This is a genomic window from Shewanella sp. SW1, assembly GCF_025653545.1.
In the GTDB taxonomy this organism is placed as follows: Bacteria; Pseudomonadota; Gammaproteobacteria; order Enterobacterales; family Shewanellaceae; genus Shewanella; species Shewanella oncorhynchi.
In genome coordinates this window covers 1-20,347 of the sequence record NZ_JAKKSG010000026.1, presented here as the reverse complement: position 1 = coordinate 20,347, position 20,347 = coordinate 1, and the positions used below count along the sequence as shown (strand labels likewise).

Genomic DNA, 20,347 nt, shown 5'->3' with positions numbered 1-20,347 from the left:
TTATCGTGGATTTATCTTGAGTGATATGTAACTAAAGGTTACCAGTTAGCATATTTAAGTCAGTAGCTGTAAAGTTACCGTATGCAGGCCTTTTCAGGTAAGCGAGCACTTCGATTTATCATTTTAAAATAGGGTTAATTCAGTTGCCTAATTAGTTTTGCAGGGTTACCTGCAACCACTGTTTTGGCTGCGACATTTTTAGTCACTACGGCGCCAGCACCGATGACGGCATCATCACCAATATTGATTCCTGGCATTATGATTGCGCCGCCGCCAATCCATACCCGTTTACCGATGTGAATCGCTTTAGCGGTTTCCAAACCTGAGCAACGTAGCTCGGCATCAAGTGGGTGACTTGAGGTATAAAACTGTACATTGGGGCCAATCATAGTCTGTTCATCAATAAAAATGGGGGCATTATCCTGCAAGGTGACATTGACATTGATGAACACTCTGTCAGCAAGAGTAAGATTGATGCCATAACTGATAAAAATCGGCGTGGAGATAGTTGCGACTGGCGATTTAAGGGGCAGAAGTTGTTGGCAGAGTTGTGTGTACTCAGTGCTATTTTGAGCAATCGTTTGATTTAATTGTCGATTCAGTCGCTGCTGTTGTGCTCTTAAACTTAAGAGTTCGCTGTCAAGACAATCATATTCTTGGCCTGTGATCATCTTTTGGAATTCAGTCATAGCATCTTTCCCTATGGTGATTGCTGTCAATGCGTAAGGGCTAATATAGAAACACAGCTCGCGTTGAGCAGCAATTCTTTGCCCTTTGAACTGGTCGGCTTCATAATACGGCAGTTTTCTTTATTGAAGTTGAGTATTAACGTGCGTTTAGACAAATTTATCTGTGAGAGTACCTCGCTGACTCGCTCATTAGCGAAAAAAGCCCTGCACCGCGGTGATATTACTTGTGATGGCTTAGTCGTTAAAGACTCGGGTTTTAAAGTGACTGAAGGTATGTGTGTTTGCCTTGAAGGCGAGCCGATTGTCTTAGTGGGCGAGCGTTATTTAATGCTTAACAAACCGGTAGACACTATTTGCTCGACGATAGATGAAACCTACCCTTCGGTATTGAGCTTAGTGGATGTGCCTAAGCCAGAAACTTTGCACATTGCTGGTCGTTTAGATGCCGATACTACAGGTCTCGTGTTGATTACCAGTGATGGCCAATGGTCGCATAAGATCACCTCACCGAAGAAAGAATGTGGCAAACGCTATTTAGTGCAACTCGCTGAGCCTGTGGATGCTAGTTTGATTGCGGTATTTGCCGCTGGCGTTGAATTGCGCGGTGAAGATGGTCTAACTAAGCCAGCGTTACTGGAGATTATTGATCCACAATTAGTGCGATTAACCATCACCGAAGGTAAGTATCATCAAGTGAAGCGTATGTTTGCCGCTGTGGGCAACCATGTGCAAGGGTTGCATCGTGAAAGTGTAGGGCAAATTGAATTAGACCCCACCTTAGCACTGGGTGAATGGCGATATTTGACGGCTGAAGAGATAGCTTCAGTCTGATGAGTTTGATATAAAAAATGCCGCCCGAGTTTTACTTTGGCGGCATTTTTATTTGTGCTAAATAGCTTTTATTACTGTTTCTTTAAAATCAGATGACCGCTGATGGTATTCATCTTCACGTTGGCTGCACCAGAGCCTGTTTGGAATGATAACTCTGTGCTTGGTACATATTTTTGTTTTTGCGGTACATCTTGGGTTAAACCGTTGTTGATTTTTCCACCAGGACCACCATCTAAGTTGAAGCTTGCATCGGGAACATCATTAAAGATCACGGTAATATCGCCACTCACACTTTCTAAATTCGCTTTGTTGAAGTTTTTAGCGAGTGACACTTGTGAATCTCCGCTGACGGTTCTGAGCTCGATTTCCTTGGTGACACTAAAGTTAGCATTCACTTCACCTGAGACTTGTTCAATCGTGACTTTTTCTGCTTGAGTGTGGCTTTTTAAGTCACCGCTAACGAGGCGATAATTCATTTCTCCTTTACTGTCAGTGTCCTGAATCGTGCCGGATACGGTTTCTAATTTGATTTTTCCATCAAGAGCTTTGGTCGTGATATCACCAGAGACTGTATGTAACTCAGGTTTACCACTTAAGTTGTTGGCGTTGATATTGCCGCTTACCGTATTCAAATCTAGTTCACCTTGAGTTTCGGCAACTTGCAGATTGGCAGATATGGTATCTGCACTGAGTTTAACCGTTTTTGGGACTTTAATGGTGAGCTGTGATCCTTTGTCATTATTGCCATTGTAGTGGCGAGGCATCTTGTCTTCGATATTGAGACTATTTCCCTGTTGCTCAAACACAAAGCCTTCGCTCAATTCATCTAATGTGCCAGTGACACTCACTTCACTCTTATCCCATGTTTGAATGGTCACATCACCGCGTTGGACTTTGATCTGCAGTTGAGTGTCGCTGCTGACACTTAACTGTTTATCAACGCTTTGTGCTGCTAACACATTGCCCATTAAGCCTAAACAGAGTGTCGAAACCAATAGGCTAGCTTTAGTGAGATTGAGGTTACTCATAGGGTGTTTCCTTGTGTCGAGTTTCTAATGGGTAATTTTTGGCCCTGTTGTAATAGGTCGAGCTCACGCTGCTGCACCCAAAGCCACAGTTGCCAAAGTTGTTTATCGGTTGGATTCGCTTGTAAAGCTTGGTAAATCTGTGTTGCTGCGAGCCTTAGCTCAGTTAAACCTTGCTCAACGGGTGCGCTGAAGCTGCTCGTTTGCCACATTAGCGCATTTGGCGCCTGTTCTAGGTTGTCCACTTGCGCTTGGTGTGATGTTGCAATTTGGGTGAGTAATAAATGTAAGGCCACATCCTCTGGTTGCTCTGGCATAGCTTGGTTCTGGGCAAGCTCTGTCTGCTGCATTATGAATGAGTTGAAATAGGGCAATTGGGTATATCCCAATGCCACTAGCATGATAAAGGAGGCGGCTATCGCCCACTGTCGGCCGCTCTGGGATTGGCGTGTTTGGGAAACCAGCGGTTTGTCCATACGCTTTTCAATGCCTTGCCACAGATCATGTGTAGGCGACATCTCTTTGGGCGCGCTATTGAGCAATTGCTCAAGCTGTTGTTCACGGGAAAGCGGCGTTAACGTCATTACAGCATCTCCTGTAGTAGTTGCTTAGCTCTATGGTATTGGGTCTTGCTGGTGCCGACGGCAATGCCGAGTAAGTCAGCGATTTCATCATGTTGATAACCTTCGATTGCACAGAGTACGAAAACCATGCGAGCGCGTTCTGGCAGTTTGAAAATTAACTTATCTAATCCGCTATAGCTGCTATCAGAGCTTAAGGGTTCAGTTTCTTGTTCCAGCGGAATAAATCGTGACCAAAAGGACTTTTGTTTACGAATGCTGCTCAATGCTTGATTGACACAAATACTGTGTAACCAAGTGGAAAACTGACTCTCACCTCGAAATTGTGGCAACTTCTGCCACACTAAAATAAAACACTCTTGGGTAATTTCTTCGGCCATAGCGCTATGGCCGCAAAGGCGCAGTGATAGGGCGTAAATACGTTGGTAATGGCTTTGATAAAGCAACTTGAAGGCAGTTCTGTCTCCTTGGCTCGCTAAGGTGACCAGTTCAAAGTCAGACATTGAGCCATTGAGTGGGAGGATCCCTGCTGTCACTGTAATTTCCTGCCATAATGATTGAGTGTTGTAGTTTTGACGCAGTGGGCGCTACAAAAGGTTTGGAACCTTAAAAAATATATTTTATTTAGAACAATGATCCAGCGTAATATTTTTGTAATTTGTAGTAGAATTCGCCCGAAAAATTACTACTAAGCTAATGAAGTAATTCATTTTATACTAATTGATATTATGGTAATTACATCTGCTTTGAGACGGTATATTTAACGTAATTAAAACGAAATACTTTGTAGTAACGGTAGGGTATCACCCTGAAGCACCAAGCTAAAAATAAGTTAAAAATAATGCGCTACTCACAGTATGGGAGCTTAAATCGACAAGCTATCAAAGTATTTGATGTGAACTTTTAATGTATTGCTATGTTTGCGCTGTTAAAGGCTTAATTTCCAGCTATCTTTTTAAGATAGATTACATATTCGGGGACTTTCTATGTTTATCCGCTCAAAGTTGTTACTCAGTGCTGCAGTGTCTATTTCGGCACTAATTGCCATGTTTGGATTACAACTCTATTCAAATTCGGTGAAATCGGAACTTTCTAACGCGGCTCAAAGTGTGCTTGATTTAGAGCGCGACGTCTTAATTTTGCGTAAAAATGAAAAGGACTTTTTCGCTCGCAAGGATTTGAAATATGTCGAGCTGCATAAGCAAAGCCACATGGCAATCGACAGTATTGTCCCTGAGTTAGAGAAAGTCTTTAAAGAATATGGGGTGTCGACTGCCTCACTTGAAAGTTTTGACCGTAATTTAAATCAGTATCAAGCCGCTTTTTCTGAAGTGGTGCAGCTACAACAAGAGATTGGCTTAACACCTAAAACAGGTTTGTACGGTACGTTACGAGCTGCGGTGCATAACGTTGAAACGCTACTCAAGGAATTTGATCAGCCCGCACTCGAAGCCGCAATGCTGCAACTTAGGCGTAACGAAAAGGATTTTATGCTGCGTCGTGAGCTAAGTTATGTCGAAACCTTCGATATTAATATTGGTAAGTTTAATGACAAGCTTCATGCCTCGAGTATCGATATTGATACTCAACGAAAAATTGAAGAGCTTATTACTCAGTATCATAAAGATTTTAAAAGCTTAATTAATAAAGAGCAGCAACTCGGTTTGACAGAGAAGGATGGCACTATGGCGCGAGTTTTGGCTGCAAACCAGCAAACTGAGAGCAGTACGAGTGACTTGAAAAACTTGGCTCTTAAGGCGATTGATGATGCTGAGAGTCGTAGCGTTAATGTCGGTATTGCGGTGTTTATCTTTATTGCGTTACTGCTGTCAACTATTACCTACTTGATTATCCGCAGTATTATCGCGCCTGTTGAGCGTATCACGCAGATCATTTCTCGCATTGAGGTGAGTAAAGATCTGACATTGAGGTGCGATGCCTCCACCCAAGATGAACTTGGTGAAATTGCACAGCATTTCAATAGCATGGTGAGTAGCTTCCAACAACTGATTGAACAAGTGATTGAGTCGGTCGCAACGATTAACACTTCCTGTAAACGTGTTTCAGAAAATGCCATGCTCGCCTCCGAAGGTGTGGGCCAACAACTTAATGAGACCGACATGGTCGCAACAGCAATCACTGAGATGGGCGCAACGATTGAGGAAATCGCTAAAACAACCGAATTAGCGGCATCAAAAGCGGGTCAGACCCACGATAATGCCCAAAGTGGTCAATTAGAGGTTGAGCAAACGATACATAAAATCCAGTCACTTGCTGAGCAGTTGAATAGCTCAGCAGCGGTCGTTAATGAATTGGAACGTGACAGCGAGACTATCGGTAGCGTGTTAGATGTGATCCGCGGCATTGCTGAGCAGACCAATCTTTTAGCCTTGAACGCCGCGATTGAAGCGGCGCGTGCGGGTGAGCAGGGCCGTGGTTTTGCTGTAGTTGCCGATGAAGTGCGTAACTTAGCGATGCGGACGCAATCGTCAACCCAAGAGATTGCTAACATCATTCAAACCCTGCAGACGCGTACCCGATCGATTGTGCAATTGATGGAATCTAGCCAAAAACAAGGCGTTGAAAGCGCTGAACAAGCGGCAAGTGCTGGCGCTTTATTGAAGCTTATCAATAACGACGTGCGTAATATTATGGACATGAGCACTCAAATTGCGGCGGCTATTGAAGAGCAAAGTATGGTGGCGGCTGAAGTGAACAAGAACGTGGTGGTGATCCGCGATATCGCTGAGGAGTCATCCCATGCGGCAGATGCAAATGCGTCGGCATCGGATGAGCTTAAGGCGCAGGCTGAATTCTTATTCCGTGCGGTCAGTAATTTTAAAATCTAATATTTAAAAGCCAACTCTAATCTGATGAGCAAAAGCTAGCTTAAAAAATACATTAACAAAAACGCACTCCGAGGAGTGCGTTTTTATGTCTGAGTGATGAGCTCTGCAAGCTTAGTGATTCGTTAAAACAGCAAACTGTGCATTGTACAACTCAGATTAGTCAGAACGTTCAGTAACAGAACTATAAGTGACGGAACTATTAGTGACGGAACATGGCAGAAATAGACTCTTCGTTGCTTACGCGACGAATTGCCTCAGCCAGTACCGCAGACATAGTTAACTGAGTCACTTTAGCCACTTTCAACATTTCTGGGCTTAAAGGAACAGTGTCAGTCACAATCACTTCATCAATCACTGAGTTAGCGATATTTTCAGCCGCTTTGCCAGAGAAGACTGGGTGAGTTGCGTAAGCAAATACGCGGTTCGCACCATGTTCTTTTAAGGCTTCAGCCGCTTTACACAGAGTGCCGCCTGTGTCGATCATATCGTCAACGATAATGCAGTCACGACCTTGAACATCACCAATGATGTGCATAACTTGCGCAACGTTCGCTTGTGGGCGACGTTTATCAATGATCGCTAAATCAGAATCATCCAATAGTTTTGCTACTGCGCGAGCGCGAACAACACCACCGATGTCTGGAGAAACAACGACTGGATTATCTAAGTTCTTCGCTAACATATCTTCTAGCAGCACTGGGCTACCGAATACGTTATCAACAGGAACGTCGAAGAAACCTTGGATTTGCTCAGCGTGCAGGTCACAGGTCAGAACGCGGTCAACACCCACGCTAGACAGGAAATCGGCAACCACTTTTGCAGTAATAGGTACACGGGCGCTACGAACGCGACGGTCTTGACGAGCATAACCAAAGTAAGGAATAACCGCTGTGATACGGCCAGCAGATGCACGGCGCAGCGCGTCAACCATCACGATGAGTTCCATCAGGTTGTCGTTTGTCGGCGCACAAGTGGATTGGATGATGAACACATCGGCCCCACGTACATTTTCGTTAATTTGGACACTGATTTCACCATCGCTGAAACGACCAACCACTGCGTCTCCGAGTTTGCAAAATAGACGATCGGCTATCTTTTTAGCGAGACTGGGGGTGGCGTTCCCAGCAAAGAGCTTGATGTCGGGCACTGTATGAACCTCAGGCGTTTGCTTTATATTTTAGTGGCTAGAGTAACGACGATGTAGGGACGGGAGGAACCCGAGGCGTTATCGTTAAGTGGTTACTCTAGAAGAAAGTAGTTTAAGGGTGACTGAGTCGCGTGATGAGCGGCGAAAGATTCATCCCTTGTGCAACAAATCCTTGCATTTCAGACGGTAATTTCGCCAAGGCTGCGAGAGCTTGTTGCTTTTGTGTGAATTCCCCGAACACGCATGCGCCTGTTCCTGTCATTCTCGACGGCGCATATTCTAGCAGCCAGCCTAATGCCTTGGCAACTTGAGGGTATTTAGAAACGACTAGTTTTTGACAATCATTTGCCCAAGGTTGGTTCATTAGGGTATCTATGGCCAGTTTCGGGGTATCACGTGGTAAAAGTGGATCTTGGAATACTTCAGCGGTGGAAACATGGGCATCGGGTGCGATGATTAAGTACCAAGGCTCACTCGGATTTACCGCTTGTAAGCGTTCACCTACACCTTCGGCAAAAGCGGCGAAACCATGAATAAAAACAGGAATATCGGCACCCAATTTAAGGCCGATTTTAGCCAGTTCTTCGGTCGATAATTGGGTGTTCCATAACGTGTTCAGTGCCACTAAGGTGGTGGCAGCATCTGACGAGCCGCCACCTAAACCTCCGCCCATGGGTAGACGTTTATCCAACCAGATTTCGGCGCCGCCAGTAAAGCCTGTGGTTTGTTGTAATGATTTTGCGGCTCGCAGAATTAAGTTATCGCTATCGGCGACAACATTAGAGATATTGGAGTGCAAAATCAGTTCTGCGGTTTCAGTGACCTTAAAATCGAGCATGTCACAGTAATCAATAAACTGAAACAAGGTTTGCAGTTCATGATAACCATCTGCGCGGCGACCATTCACGTGTAAGAATAAGTTAAGCTTTGCTGGTGCTGGCCAATGGCGTGAAATTGCTGCGGGCATGCTAAGGTTTCTCTTCGAGTATGATTGCAGGCTTACCGAGGGCTTGCCATTGATTCAATTGTAGTTTGAGTTGTAACTCACCACGCTCAAGCTTTAATTGATGGGGCACGTTGGCGCCGCTCTGGGATTGCCAACTTAAAAATGTGACCTGCCAAGGCGGTGGGGTTTGAGTGTTCGTGAGCTGTTTGGGTTTGCCTTGGCTATCGCTTTCCAGTACTTGGTCATTCGGGCCAACTTGGCCGGTGATCCATAAAGGTAAATCGGCCAAGGGGATGGACCAACCGCTGACGCGCTCGAGTAAACGCTGGGCATTATCGTCGCGAAAATCTTTGCCATCGATATGTAAATGAGCAGAGTTCGAGGTTGAATTAAGCGTCAACACCGTTGTACCTAGCATAGTCGTGAGTGTTAGTTCATCGCGATCTTCACTGTGGCGCCAGTAGATATTGGCACTGAGTTTATCGTCGGGAGTTTTTATCGCTAGTTTTCCCTGTAATTCCCAAGCTTTGGCTTGGCGCGCATTATTGACTGTGATTGGGCTTAAGTCAGTCATCGGCGGCAAGGTTTCACACCCCGCCAGTAAGAGTAGGGCGCTTAAGGTAAAACAAGAGAAAATGGTTTTTGTGAGGCGCTTCAAATTATTCATCTATGACTGATATACCAAAGTCCTTATGATACGAGGGCTTGGAAAGAATACCAATGCCAAACGTAAAATTTCCATCGGCGGTCACTTAGATTTGCTCCCTTGGGACAAATTTTGCCTTACCTATTATTGATAGAAAATTTAGGTAAGAAGTTAGACCTTTATTCGGTTTTGTTAAGCGTATTCTGTTTTTAGTTGGGCCAATTCAGTAGAATGCCCTTATTAAGAGAGTCGCCAAGAATCTAGAAAGAGTCAGATGAGCCTTGTAGCAATCGGTATTAACCATAAAACAGCCACGGTAGACCTGCGTGAGAAAGTAGCCTTCTCTCCGGACAAAATTCATGACGCTATGAAGAGTCTGGCCAGTCGTACACGCTCGGGTGAAGCCGTTATTGTCTCGACCTGTAATCGCACTGAGTTGTATTGCAACAATGGCGATGAGGCCGACATTATTGCGTGGCTTGAAGAGTATCACGGCCTAGATCATGAGGATGTAGCACCTTGTCTCTATAACTATCACGGTCAAGATGCCGTCAGGCATTTGATGCGCGTAGCCTCTGGGCTCGATTCTTTGATCCTTGGTGAGCCGCAGATTCTCGGTCAAGTAAAGCAAGCGTTCGTTAAGGCTAAAGAGGCTGGTACGGTTGCACTAACCATAGATAGACTTTTTCAGAATACTTTTTCAGTCGCTAAGAAAGTCCGCACTGACACTGAAATTGGCGCCGCCGCAGTTTCTGTGGCATTTGCCGCGGTAAGCATGGCGAAACATATTTTCTCATCAATATCGACCACTAAAGTACTGTTGATTGGCGCAGGTGAAACCATAGAATTGGTTGCGAAGCATCTTAAAGACAACGGCGTGGCTTCAATGGTCGTAGCAAATCGAACGTTAGAACGTGCCCAAGGCATGTGTGAGGAGTTTGGCGCAACAGCAATTACACTGGCGCAGATACCAGATTATCTCCCAAAAGCCGATATCGTGATATCCTCTACCGCCAGCCCTCTGCCTATCCTAGGTAAAGGCATGGTCGAAAAAGCGCTAAAGCAGCGTCGCCATCAACCTATGTTATTGGTTGATATAGCAGTTCCCCGGGATATTGAGCCGGAAGTCGCCGATTTGGATGACGCGTTTCTGTATACAGTGGACGACCTGCATAGCATTATTGAACAGAATATGGCTTCTCGAAAAGAAGCCGCCGAGCAAGCTGAAGTAATTACTGAAGAACAATCTTTCCTATTTATGGATTGGATCCGTTCTTTAGAGTCGGTCGACAGTATTCGCGAGTATCGCAGCCAGAGCATGGCGGTAAAAGATGAGTTAGTGGAACGCGCCTTGAATAAATTAGCTCAGGGCTCAGACACTGAGCAGGTATTGATTGAACTAGCCAATCGCCTGACCAACAAACTTATCCACGCACCGACACAGGCCCTCACGGCAGCGAGTCGTCAGGGCGATTTGAATACTCTCGGTCAGTTAAGATCAGCGCTTGGATTAGATAAAAACTAAGGTTAGCGAGTTAAATGAAGGAATCCGTTATCCGCAAGCTGGAAGGCTTGCTCGAGCGCAATGAAGAAGTCATGGCTTTGCTGGGTGATGCTAGCGTCATTTCTGATCAAGACAGGTTTCGTGCGTTATCGAAAGAATATGCCCAGTTAGAAGACGTTGTTGCTGGCTTTAAAGCCTATCAGCAAGCGCAGGCCGATCTCGATTCTGCCAAAGAAATGCTGGAAGAAGACGATGCTGAAATGCGTGAAATGGCGCAGGAAGAGATGAAAGCCGCTAAGGCCAAACTCGAGCAGCTCGAAGACGAATTGCAAATTCTATTACTGCCAAAAGATCCTGACGATGATAAAAACGCCTTCGTTGAGATCCGCGCTGGTGCAGGTGGCGATGAAGCGGCTATTTTTGCCGGTGATTTATTCCGCATGTACAGCCGTTATGCTGAAGCGAATCGCTGGCAGATCGAAATCATGAGCTGTAACGAAGGTGAACATGGTGGCTTTAAAGAAGTGATCATGAAGGTCAGCGGTGACGGCGTATACGGCAAACTTAAGTTTGAATCCGGCGGCCACCGTGTACAGCGTGTGCCAGAAACCGAATCCCAAGGACGTGTGCATACTTCAGCGGTTACTGTTGTGGTACTCCACGAAGTGCCTGAAGCGGAAGCGATTTCAATCAATCCAGCCGATCTGAAAGTCGATACTTATCGTTCATCGGGCGCGGGTGGTCAGCACGTTAACAAAACTGACTCAGCTATTCGAATCACCCATATTCCTACTGGGATCGTGGTGGAATGCCAAGATCAACGTTCGCAACACAAGAACCGTGCCCAAGCCATGAGTGTACTGGCCGCACGTATTCAAGCTGTTGAAGACGAAAAACGCCGCAGCGCCGAAGAATCGACCCGTCGTAGTCTGGTTGCCAGTGGCGATCGCTCCGAACGTGTACGTACTTACAACTTCCCGCAAGGCCGCGTGAGCGAACACCGCATCAACTTGACCTTATATCGCTTGAACGAAGTAATGGAAGGCGATCTCGATGCTATTTTATTGCCTCTGATGCAAGAGCATCAAGCCGATCAGTTAGCCGCACTGGCTGACGAGCAGGGGTAATTTTGTCAGATCAATCTAGCATAGCCGAAGCCCTGCAATGGGCTTATGTGCAGTTAGCATCAACCTCTGAATCCGCTCATTTGGATGCAGAGGTTTTGTTGTTATATTGCCTCAATAAAAGCCGCAGCTATTTGTATACTTGGCCTGAAAAATCCCTAACGGTTGAACAGTGGAAACGCTTCCAGCAAATGGTGCAGAAACGCCAAAAGGGCGTGCCTGTGGCACATATTGTCGGTGAGCGCGAATTTTGGTCGTTGCCTTTTATCGTCAACGACACCACTTTGATCCCGCGTCCTGATACGGAAATTCTGGTTGAAACCGCCTTGAACATGCCGCTTTCCACCTACGCCAAAGTGCTCGATTTAGGCACTGGCACTGGGGCAATTGCGCTGGCATTGGCCTCTGAGCGTGAGTCATGGCAAATCACCGCGGTCGATAAAGTCGATGATGCCGTGGCTTTGGCTATCGCGAATCGCGAGAACTTAAAGCTGCCACAGGTCGAAATTCTCCAGAGTGACTGGTTCAGTGCCGTAAAGTCGCGGGACTTTGATTTAATCGTTTCAAATCCGCCTTATATTGATGAAGCTGACGAACACTTGCACCAAGGTGACGTGCGTTTCGAGCCCCAAAGCGCGTTAACCGCCGCCGAGGAAGGCTTTGCCGATCTTTATTATATTGCCAACACAGCTCGAGATTACTTAAAGCCTAACGGCTATATCCTGCTCGAACATGGTTTTGAGCAGGCTGTGAAACTCAGAGCTAAGCTTATTGAACTGGGCTATGAGAATGTCGCCACAGTGCGAGACTTTGGCAGTAATGATAGATGCACTATGGGCAAATGGGCGGAGTAAGTTACTAAAAATAAATTCGATGACCCAGAGAATAATGATGAGACTTTAGACTTATTAACTTGTCATCTTAAATATAACGCTATTGCCAATCTGCAATAGCGTTTTTTATGTGTAGGTATTTTCTTAAAATAGTGTCTTCAGTGAATATAATATGACTATTCTTAGGAGATATAGTTATAGGATATAGTTTAATCAGCTGTGGAATGGGAAGTTTTTCTTCAGCATTTGCTATAAATTTTATATAGCGTTAATAGAAATAACGTAATTAATTATGATGAAAATGGATTTTTTCTAGAATTCTAAATTAAATTTTTATTGGAAACATAATGCCAGTATTTACTGGCATTAAGGTTTTAAATTTATAGCCTTAGAAGCTGTAGCCTATTCCTACAGTGAAGCTCGTCATTTCAAATACTCCAGAATCCTGGTAGGCTAATGTTGTCATAATTTCGAAGCCATTATAAAAACGACAACGCCAACCTAATGCGGCATATAAGCCATATCCATCGTCTGAATACTCATCTATAGTAATAACATCATCACCACTATTTCCGTAGTCATTCAATTGATAATTAGCTTTAGATTGAGATAATCCGGCCTTAAATATCGCATTATGTCTTGCTGATATTTGGTATGTATATGTGCCAGTAAGCCGAGAGGAATAAGAGTTCTCCAAAATGTAATCGTCAAAAACACCATGTATTGCTGCGGTAAAAGGCTCACTTTGAAATGGTGTGTAACCTACTTCAACTCCCCAATCTGGGGTGAATTGATAGCGATAGGCAAAGTCATAATGGGTAATCCCCCCATAGTCTTCTGTTAAGCCTAAACCCAAGCCTGCAGAGAAACCATGGGTTTCGTCTGCGCTAGATGCTGTAGTGGAAATGAGTAAAGCTAAAAGTATAAATAAGCGTTTCATTGTACTTCCTGTAATCACATTAATCCTTTGAATGTACAATGTAACAGGTTTGAGTTGATGTTGTAAATGTCTCGCTCTTACTTTAATTGGTATGCAAGCCTGATAATTTGCTGCTATATAGAACTGTATAGTCAAGTTAAATGATTTTATTACGATATTTCACCGTGATAATTTATTGTGATGTTGAATGAATAGATCGTAGATATTGTTCTTAATACTTTTTATGCGTAGTGTTTTAAGTTGACTGAATTAGATTTTGTTTATTATATAATCAGGTGCAAAGTGGCAACGTTAGCGATTGAAACTAATTTTTATCAAGAAGAGATAGGATTGTTTTATCTTAAGTGTAATTGTTAAATTAAACGCATTTCAAAATATAAGTTTACAATTAGTAATGCTATTATGCCATAGACAGGATCTTTAGCGCAGGCATAAGAAATAGATAGAAAAGCTTTGGGTGTGAGCTGATTAAGTCGCCAAACACAAACTAACCACTATCCACAAGTTATAACGATTGTTACCGCAGGTTAACAAATTAGGCGATTTTTCAATGAGATCTGGTTGGATAAAACTGCCAAGCAACAAGGGTTCTGCCAGCGACTTTGCGATATTAGTACTCTGGCACTCACTCCTGTCTGGTCTCTGCCATGGGGGATGGCAAAGTAGATGCCATAGCTGATCTACATAGAAACTTCAATGGTATTCATATGAATACTGAGGCTGGCGTGGCTTATAAACCATTTTATAATCAGTTGCGTAAAAGATGGGGGGGCGATTTCATGCTGGGCCTTATTCAGGTAAGAGCTCTCCTCGGAATTACCCGTAAAACTGTAGCGTTTTGAGCAAGCTGTAAAACTCAGAGCTAAGCTTATTGAACTGGGCTATGAGAATGTCGCCACAGTGCGAGACTTTGGCAGTAATGACAGATGCACTATGGGTAAATGGGCGGAGTAATAACTCTGCTTTAAGTGAAGATATTTACCTAGTTATGCCGATTTATCGAACGCCATTGGTTATTGCCAATGGCGTTTTTGTCTTCTATAGGGCGACCTTAAGTTGGTGTAAGGTGAAGATCCTAAACCTTAAACATCACAACACTTTTACCATAAAAAATTTACTGCCGGTTTCTGGATAGGCTTGTTGTATCCACTGCACGCGATAGTCGTGGCGCTCATAAAAGGGCTTAGCTTGAAAATCTAAGGTATCGAGTAGAGCAAATTGGCAGCCGCGCGCTTTTGCTTGGCTTTCTGCTTCTAATAGCAAGTGCGTGCCGATTTTTTGGTGTCTTAAAGAATCATCGACCCACAGATAATCGATTAACAACCAATTGCCGAAGGTTTTACCGCTGATCCCTGCTAACAGTTTACCTTCGGAGTCCTGTAGTTTGAGTCCGAGATTTTTACGGCTAAGCCCCTGCCATTGGACTTGGTTGAACTCGACAATTTTTTGTTTTACAGCGTCGGAGAACTCGGTTGATTCATCATTAATTAAGCTTAAATTCATCGTCACTTCTCGTTTGATTTTTTATGATGTTAGCTCTGAATATCTAGGCTGATAGGCATTGGTATGCCGTCAAGGATTAGGGTAAACTAGCGCCTTTGTCACTGGCCATAAGTATCGTAATGGAAACTTTTTACAGTCTATATCCTGCGGTTAAACATCTGCATTTTACCTTTATCGCGTTGAGCGTGTTGCTGCTTACCGTGCGCTTTGTTCTGCATCTGCGCCAATCGGCTCTGATGGAGAAGAAACTGCTCAAGATAGCGCCCCATGTTATCGACACTTTCCTACTGCTGTCGGGCTTAACTTTGTGTTTTATGATCCAGCAATTTCCTTTTGTGGATCCTTGGATGACCGAAAAAATCGGTGCTGTAGTTGCTTACATTGTCCTAGGCGCCATTGCCATAAAAGCGAACAGAAACAAATTGTTCAAAGTGTTTGCTTACTTAGGCGCGATAGGTTGGTTGGTTTATGCTGCTAAATTGGCTCATTTTAAACAAGCGGTATTATTGGGTTAATGGGTAACTACACTCTGCAAGATGGCATTTCATTGCCCGAGTCGGCATTGGATGTAGGTGCGCACCTTGGATTTTCTAAACTTGAAGCCGCTAAATGGGCTTGGTTTGAAATGGCGGGAGCCGTATTAAGTCATTACTTGGTTGATCAACAACAGCGTTTTAATGCGCTGTTGCACTGGTTTTACGAGGATTTAGGTTTTTGTGTTCGTGAGAACTACTTCAGTACAGAGGCGGCAGATTTAGGTACTTGCTTAATTAGTCGCCAAGGTAATAGTACAACGCTGGCGACGGTATTGATGTTGCTGGCGAAGCAGTTAGATCTTGAATTCGAACCCATATTGCTACCTGGCAATACGGTTCTGCGTTGTAAGATTAGCGGTGAAGTGAGTTATTTGGATCCTTTAACGGGCAAGGAACTCACCCGTCACCAGTTGCACGTGTTAGTGCGCGGCGAGTTAGGTAATGCTGCTGAACTTAAGGCAAGTTACTTAAAGCCTGCAACGGTGAAAAAACTGCTGACGCGTATGCTGCATGAGCTTAAGGCGGGTTGCATAGTGTCGCATCAATTTGAGGCAGCGATGGAGTGTTGCAGTCTGCTGTTGCAATGGCATGTTGACGATGTGCATTTGAATCGTGAGCGGGCGTTTATTGCACAACAGTTGGGTTGTATTAATGTGGCTGCCGCCGATCTGCAGCATTTTGTTGATAATAGTCCTCACGATCCCGTGATCGAGATAGTGAAGATGCAGCTCAAAGAATTAAACGAACACGCCGAGGTTTATCACTAAAGCAGAGCCTTTCGGGGCTCTTCTTATTTATTCAACTTTTATTAACGAATTCAATCCGCAAAAAATAATAACACTGGGCAGATGGAAGTTTGACCCAGGGACTTAAAAGTTAAGTCTCTAATAAAAATAATAACTGTATCAACAGGGAGAAATTAGCATGACAAGCACGGCTTTAGTGACGAACGATGCCACGGCGTTAGGAATACTCGCGACAATTCTAGGTTTTGTATTTTATACCAGTAGCAGTAGTCATCCTTTTTGGCAGAAGTTTTATCGTTTTATTCCCGCCCTTTTATTGTGCTATTTCTTGCCATCGTTATTGAATACCTTTGGGGTAATCGATGGTAATACCTCACAACTGTATTTTGTGGCATCCCGTTATTTGCTGCCAGCTTGTTTAGTCTTATTGATTTTAAGTGTTGATTTAAAAGCTATTTTAAGTTTAGGGCCGAAAGCTTTGATCATGTTTTTAACCGGCACTGTCGGTATCGTTATCGGCGGCCCTATCGCCTTGTTGCTGGTGTCGGTTATTGAACCTTCTTTAATTGGGGTCGATGGCCCCGATGCGGTATGGCGTGGTATGACGACCTTAGCGGGGAGCTGGATTGGTGGCGGCGCAAACCAAGCTGCAATGAAAGAGATTTATGACGTAGGCGGTAATATTTTCTCTGTGATGGTGACAGTCGATGTGATAGTCGCCAATATTTGGATGGCAGTACTGCTGTTTCTGGCCTCAAAAGCGAAAGAGATCGATGCTAAAACCGGTGCGGATACTTCTGCTATTGAAGCGTTAAAAGATAAAGTTGAAAAGTATCACGCTGAAAATGCACGCATTCCTAATCTGCGCGATCTTATGCTGATTGTCGCTGTAGGCTTTGGTATCACAGGTATTGCTCATATTGCCGCTGATTTTCTGGGGCCATTTTTTGAAGTGAACTATCCTTGGACCGCAGATTACAGTTTAACCTCTAAATTCTTCTGGTTAGTGGTGATAGTCACAACGATTGGTTTGGCGATGTCATTCAGCCCAGTGCGTCATTTAGAGGCGGCGGGGGCATCAAAAGTGGCTTCAGCCTTCCTTTACATCTTAGTTGCGACCATTGGTCTACATATGGATGTGAGTAAGGTGCTCGATACGCCACTGTACTTTTTAATTGGTATTGTGTGGATGATAGTTCACGCAAGCTTTATGTTATTGGTGGCTAAGCTGATTAAAGCCCCGTTATTTTATATGGCCGTAGGCAGCCAAGCGAATGTGGGTGGCGCTGCGTCAGCCCCTGTAGTTGCGGCGGCATTTCACCCCGCTTTAGCACCCGTGGGCGTACTGTTAGCCGTATTAGGTTATGCGTTAGGAACCTATATGGCATGGATTTGTGGTCAAATTTTACAGTTAGTTGCGGTATAACCGCCTTAGCTCCTATTCACCGCTGGGAAAGGTTCCAGCATTTTAGAGAGAAGTTGCGATGAGTAATAAAATCATAAACCTAGGTTCAATCGAGATTGCCAACGATAAACCTTTCGTGTTGTTTGGTGGCATGAACGTGCTTGAGTCTCGCGATCTCGCTATGTCGATTGCTGAAACCTATGCCGAAGTGACTCAAAAGCTGGGGATCCCTTATATATTTAAGGCGTCTTTTGATAAGGCGAATCGTTCTTCGATCAACTCTTACCGCGGTCCAGGTATGGAGGAAGGCTTAAAGATTTTTGAAGAGATTAAAAAGACCTTTAATTTACCTTTGATCACCGATGTGCATGAAGTGCATCAGTGTGCGCCAGTGGCAGAAGTAGTTGATATTATTCAGTTACCTGCATTTCTAGCCCGCCAGACAGATTTGGTTGTCGCGATGGCAAAAACTGGCGCTATCATCAATGTGAAAAAGCCACAGTTTTTAGCACCACATGAAATGCGCCATATCATCACTAAGTTTAACGAAGCGGGTAATGACGAGATCATCCTGTGTGAACGTGGTTCAAGCTTTGGATATAACAACTTAGTCGTTGATATGTTGGGTATGGACGAGATGAAGCAATCTGGCTATCCGGTGATTTTCGATGCGACCCATGCGCTGCAACGCCCTGGTGGTCGTGCAGATTCAGCGGGTGGACGTCGCGCACAGGCAACCGAGTTAGCGCGCAGTGGTATGGCGCTGGGTTTAGCTGGTCTATTTATTGAGGCGCACCCCGATCCTGATAACGCTAAGTGTGATGGCCCATGTGCGCTGCCTTTGCATCAGTTAGAAAATTATCTGAAGCAAATGAAAGCAATTGACGATTTGGTGAAATCCTTCGAGCCAATCGATACCAGTAAGTAATCGCAAGCTAAGACTTAATGAATTAGTGACTTAATCCCAAAGCCTCGACTCGTTCGGGGTTTTTGTTTTTCAGTCGAGGAATGTGATTGGTATAGCCCCGTAGCTATCTGAAACATTAATGTTTTATGATGGGCTTTGCCTAACGATCTTGTTTTTATAGCCGACTAGATTCTTTACGGAATACCTTTATGTGGATCTTACTCACTTTGCTGGCGGCATTTATGCAGGCTTGGCGTAATGCGTTTCAAAGCCAGCTGAGTAAAGAAGTGAGTGTTGCGGGCGTGACCTTAGCGCGTTTTATTTGGGCTGGGCCGATTGCCGCCGTGTATCTGGCGAGCTTATATCTTTGGCAGGATGTCGGAATCCCCGATTTTAGCGACCGTTTTATCGGTTTTATTCTTGGAGCATCGGCGATGCAAATCCTCGCGACGGGCTTGATGGTGAAACTGTTCAAGCAACAGAACTTTGCCGTTGGTGCTGGGCTAGCCAAGAGTGAAGCTGTGGTCGCGGCGATCTTAGGCACAGTGTTTTTTGGGACGCATTTATCCCTTTTAGGTTGGTCGGGAGTGTTGTTGGGTGGTGTGGCAATTTTTCTCATGAGTGCCAAACAAGGCCTGCGAAGTCTGTCGCTCAATACGGTATTGATTGGTTTAGCCTGTGGTACTTCGTTTGCGCTGACATCGCTTTGGGTACGAGAAGCGAGTTTATGTTTGAATATTGGTTTCCCCCATAGCGCAGCTTGGGTGTTGCTATTTGTGATAGGCCTACAAACTTTGCTGTTAGTCAGTTATTTGTTGCTTAAGGATAAATTTACGCTGATAGCATTATGGCAACGACCTAAGTTGACTTTACTGACAAGCATCGCCAGTTGTTTAGGTTCTATCGGTTGGTTTAGTGCTATGTCGTTGCAGGCTGTGCCCTATGTTAAAACCTTAGGTCAAGTTGAAGTTTTCTTTATGATCTTGATTGCCACCTTTTGGCTGAAGGAAAAAGTAAAGATAAAAGATATGCTAGGGTTAGTCTTGATCGCTATCGCCGCTATTTTGGTGATGTGGGAATAGACTAAATTAATAGAAGGTGTGATGGTTTTTTAGACTAAAATAGAACTCGATTCAGTGTGTTTATATCAAGCAAACATTCGCTGAGATACAAATGTACACACGTCTTGCTCCATAGATTTTGATACCATTTTTAACCGAGCGCTGTGCGAGTTAAGGATATATGCGAAAAAAGTTAGCAAAATTAAATCTGTCATTATGGCAATGGCTGGCAGTCATATTGTTTCCAATTGGAATTGCTGCTGTCGCAAGTTATCTCTCTGCACAGTATTTTGTTGAAGATAAAGTCAAAGGTGTGGGGGCTATTTATGTGAGTCATATTGATACTTTGGTGTCCCATGCTAATGAAATCAGCCATTATGCATTGGCATTGAAGGATTCTGAGTGTCAAGAGTTATACAACTAAATGTTGTTCCAACCCTACTTTCGCTCGGCTTTAATATATGATTCACAACATGTTTATTGCTCATCTAAAACTGGTGATATTGATACTCCCCTGAGCATTGTTAGTGCTACCGAAAATCTTGAAATATCTAACCAGTTTATTATTACGGGCACGCCTTTTATGCCTGAGGTGCCCGCGATAGTGTCATCTAAATGGGACCCTAAATCTAAACACGGCGCCGCTGTGATTATTGAAGGGCAATATTTAGTAGATTCCTTTGTACAGCCCGATGTGTTTCCCAGCGCAGTTATCAATGTCGCTTTATCAATCAATGGTAAAACGATTCCTGAATCACTCGGATTTATCAAAAATGAGGTAATGACTTTAGATTCTGATGAGCACAATTTTTCAGTGTTACTAGGGTCTGTTGATCTTTGCTGTACAAATGTTGTTCAGCAATACATCGGCAGCCACATTAACATAAACGCCAGTGACACCATACTGGCGTAATTTCTTGCTAGCTTGTCATATCTTGTTGATATTGCTCGATAGTGCTTAATTCTTCCAAAAGCATTCTCCACTAAATGTCGATACCGATATAAGCACCAATCGACTCTTTCTTGAGGTGTATTCCTATAGCGGCGCCTTGGAATAACAGATTTCCCGTCCCG

At 44.2% G+C, this 20,347-nt stretch carries 22 protein-coding genes and 1 pseudogene; 13 read left to right on the top strand and 10 right to left on the bottom strand.

The genetic code is table 11. The annotated features are described in order from the left end of the window. Positions 1 to 134: 134 nt before the first annotated feature. Positions 135 to 689, bottom strand: coding sequence for a sugar O-acetyltransferase (locus L5M71_RS19805; RefSeq protein ID WP_263171678.1), 555 nt, complete (start codon positions 687 to 689; stop codon positions 135 to 137). Positions 690 to 767: 78 nt separating this feature from the next. Here L5M71_RS19805 and rsuA point away from each other — a divergent pair, with 78 nt between their 5' ends. Continuing rightward, positions 768 to 1,520, top strand: a complete 753-nt coding sequence (rsuA, locus tag L5M71_RS19800) for a 16S rRNA pseudouridine(516) synthase RsuA (protein ID WP_263171674.1) — start codon at positions 768 to 770, stop codon at positions 1,518 to 1,520. 71 nt (positions 1,521 to 1,591) lie between these two features. Here rsuA and L5M71_RS19795 read toward each other — a convergent pair whose 3' ends face one another. Genes L5M71_RS19795 through L5M71_RS19785 form a run of 3 tightly spaced genes read right to left on the bottom strand, consistent with a single transcriptional unit; the run spans position 1,592 to position 3,662 of the window. After that, positions 1,592 to 2,548, bottom strand: a complete 957-nt coding sequence (locus L5M71_RS19795; RefSeq protein WP_168824756.1) for a DUF4097 family beta strand repeat-containing protein — start codon at positions 2,546 to 2,548, stop codon at positions 1,592 to 1,594. Further along, the gene (locus L5M71_RS19790; protein WP_263209312.1) at positions 2,545 to 3,129 is read right to left on the bottom strand and encodes an anti-sigma factor; all 585 of its coding nucleotides are present in this window, start codon (positions 3,127 to 3,129) and stop codon (positions 2,545 to 2,547) included. The genes L5M71_RS19795 and L5M71_RS19790 overlap by 4 nt, the downstream gene beginning before the upstream one ends. Next, positions 3,129 to 3,662 (bottom strand): RNA polymerase sigma factor, encoded by a 534-nt coding sequence (locus L5M71_RS19785; RefSeq protein WP_113939254.1) that lies wholly within the window; start codon positions 3,660 to 3,662, stop codon positions 3,129 to 3,131. The genes L5M71_RS19790 and L5M71_RS19785 overlap by 1 nt, the downstream gene beginning before the upstream one ends. A gap of 450 nt (positions 3,663 to 4,112) precedes the next feature. Between L5M71_RS19785 and L5M71_RS19780 the strand changes: the two genes are divergently transcribed. Then, positions 4,113 to 5,975 carry a methyl-accepting chemotaxis protein gene (locus L5M71_RS19780; RefSeq protein WP_263209311.1) on the top strand — a complete coding sequence of 621 codons (1,863 nt, stop codon included), beginning with the start codon at positions 4,113 to 4,115 and terminating at the stop codon, positions 5,973 to 5,975. Between the two features lie 199 nt (positions 5,976 to 6,174). Here L5M71_RS19780 and L5M71_RS19775 read toward each other — a convergent pair whose 3' ends face one another. The 3 genes from L5M71_RS19775 to lolB all read right to left on the bottom strand — a co-directional run bounded on the left by L5M71_RS19775 (position 6,175) and on the right by lolB (position 8,735). After that, entirely contained in the window at positions 6,175 to 7,122 is a 948-nt protein-coding gene (locus tag L5M71_RS19775) for a ribose-phosphate pyrophosphokinase (protein ID WP_006080255.1), read from the bottom strand. A gap of 112 nt (positions 7,123 to 7,234) precedes the next feature. After that, positions 7,235 to 8,089, bottom strand: a complete 855-nt coding sequence (gene ispE, locus L5M71_RS19770) for a 4-(cytidine 5'-diphospho)-2-C-methyl-D-erythritol kinase (protein ID WP_028761676.1) — start codon at positions 8,087 to 8,089, stop codon at positions 7,235 to 7,237. Between the two features lies 1 nt (position 8,090). Then, the gene (lolB, locus tag L5M71_RS19765; RefSeq protein WP_263209310.1) at positions 8,091 to 8,735 is read right to left on the bottom strand and encodes a lipoprotein insertase outer membrane protein LolB; all 645 of its coding nucleotides are present in this window, start codon (positions 8,733 to 8,735) and stop codon (positions 8,091 to 8,093) included. 253 nt (positions 8,736 to 8,988) lie between these two features. Here lolB and hemA point away from each other — a divergent pair, with 253 nt between their 5' ends. The 3 genes from hemA to prmC are packed head-to-tail and all read left to right on the top strand — an operon-like array spanning position 8,989 to position 12,196. Further along, complete coding sequence (hemA, locus tag L5M71_RS19760; protein ID WP_028761678.1) at positions 8,989 to 10,239, top strand: glutamyl-tRNA reductase; 1,251 nt, start codon at positions 8,989 to 8,991, stop codon at positions 10,237 to 10,239. Positions 10,240 to 10,253: 14 nt separating this feature from the next. Beyond that, complete coding sequence (gene prfA / locus L5M71_RS19755) at positions 10,254 to 11,345, top strand: peptide chain release factor 1 (protein WP_131523734.1); 1,092 nt, start codon at positions 10,254 to 10,256, stop codon at positions 11,343 to 11,345. A gap of 2 nt (positions 11,346 to 11,347) precedes the next feature. Then, a complete protein-coding gene (prmC, locus tag L5M71_RS19750) occupies positions 11,348 to 12,196 on the top strand; it encodes a peptide chain release factor N(5)-glutamine methyltransferase (RefSeq protein WP_113939044.1) in 849 nt (282 codons plus the stop codon). A gap of 367 nt (positions 12,197 to 12,563) precedes the next feature. Here prmC and L5M71_RS19745 read toward each other — a convergent pair whose 3' ends face one another. Further along, entirely contained in the window at positions 12,564 to 13,115 is a 552-nt protein-coding gene (locus L5M71_RS19745) for a porin family protein (protein WP_263209309.1), read from the bottom strand. A gap of 837 nt (positions 13,116 to 13,952) precedes the next feature. Here L5M71_RS19745 and L5M71_RS19740 point away from each other — a divergent pair. Continuing rightward, positions 13,953 to 14,069 (top strand): annotated as a pseudogene (locus L5M71_RS19740) (protein-(glutamine-N5) methyltransferase, release factor-specific); the annotation flags it as partial. Between the two features lie 135 nt (positions 14,070 to 14,204). On the opposite strand, the gene L5M71_RS19735 reads toward L5M71_RS19740, so the two are convergent. Further along, positions 14,205 to 14,618 carry a GNAT family N-acetyltransferase gene (locus L5M71_RS19735; RefSeq protein ID WP_263209308.1) on the bottom strand — a complete coding sequence of 138 codons (414 nt, stop codon included), beginning with the start codon at positions 14,616 to 14,618 and terminating at the stop codon, positions 14,205 to 14,207. 119 nt (positions 14,619 to 14,737) lie between these two features. On the opposite strand from L5M71_RS19735, the gene L5M71_RS19730 reads away from it, so the two are divergent. From L5M71_RS19730 to L5M71_RS19700, 7 genes are all read left to right on the top strand, one after another. Beyond that, complete coding sequence (locus tag L5M71_RS19730; RefSeq protein ID WP_006080263.1) at positions 14,738 to 15,133, top strand: SirB2 family protein; 396 nt, start codon at positions 14,738 to 14,740, stop codon at positions 15,131 to 15,133. Then, entirely contained in the window at positions 15,133 to 15,921 is a 789-nt protein-coding gene (locus L5M71_RS19725) for a SirB1 family protein (RefSeq protein WP_263209307.1), read from the top strand. Before L5M71_RS19730 ends, L5M71_RS19725 begins: the two co-directional genes overlap by 1 nt. Positions 15,922 to 16,078: 157 nt before the next feature. Further along, a complete protein-coding gene (locus L5M71_RS19720; protein WP_105250145.1) occupies positions 16,079 to 17,326 on the top strand; it encodes a DUF819 domain-containing protein in 1,248 nt (415 codons plus the stop codon). Positions 17,327 to 17,384: 58 nt separating this feature from the next. After that, positions 17,385 to 18,233 carry a 3-deoxy-8-phosphooctulonate synthase gene (gene kdsA / locus L5M71_RS19715; RefSeq protein ID WP_105250144.1) on the top strand — a complete coding sequence of 283 codons (849 nt, stop codon included), beginning with the start codon at positions 17,385 to 17,387 and terminating at the stop codon, positions 18,231 to 18,233. 188 nt (positions 18,234 to 18,421) lie between these two features. Then, complete coding sequence (locus L5M71_RS19710; protein WP_105250143.1) at positions 18,422 to 19,294, top strand: DMT family transporter; 873 nt, start codon at positions 18,422 to 18,424, stop codon at positions 19,292 to 19,294. Between the two features lie 160 nt (positions 19,295 to 19,454). Next, positions 19,455 to 19,697 (top strand): hypothetical protein, encoded by a 243-nt coding sequence (locus L5M71_RS19705; protein ID WP_263209306.1) that lies wholly within the window; start codon positions 19,455 to 19,457, stop codon positions 19,695 to 19,697. Further along, entirely contained in the window at positions 19,698 to 20,186 is a 489-nt protein-coding gene (locus tag L5M71_RS19700; RefSeq protein WP_263209305.1) for a CSS-motif domain-containing protein, read from the top strand. On the opposite strand, the gene L5M71_RS19695 is transcribed toward L5M71_RS19700, so the two are convergent. After that, positions 20,129 to 20,347: transposase (locus L5M71_RS19695; protein WP_263220678.1), on the bottom strand; the 219-nt coding region annotated here is incomplete at its 5' end. The two genes, L5M71_RS19700 and L5M71_RS19695, sit on opposite strands and share 58 nt — an antisense overlap.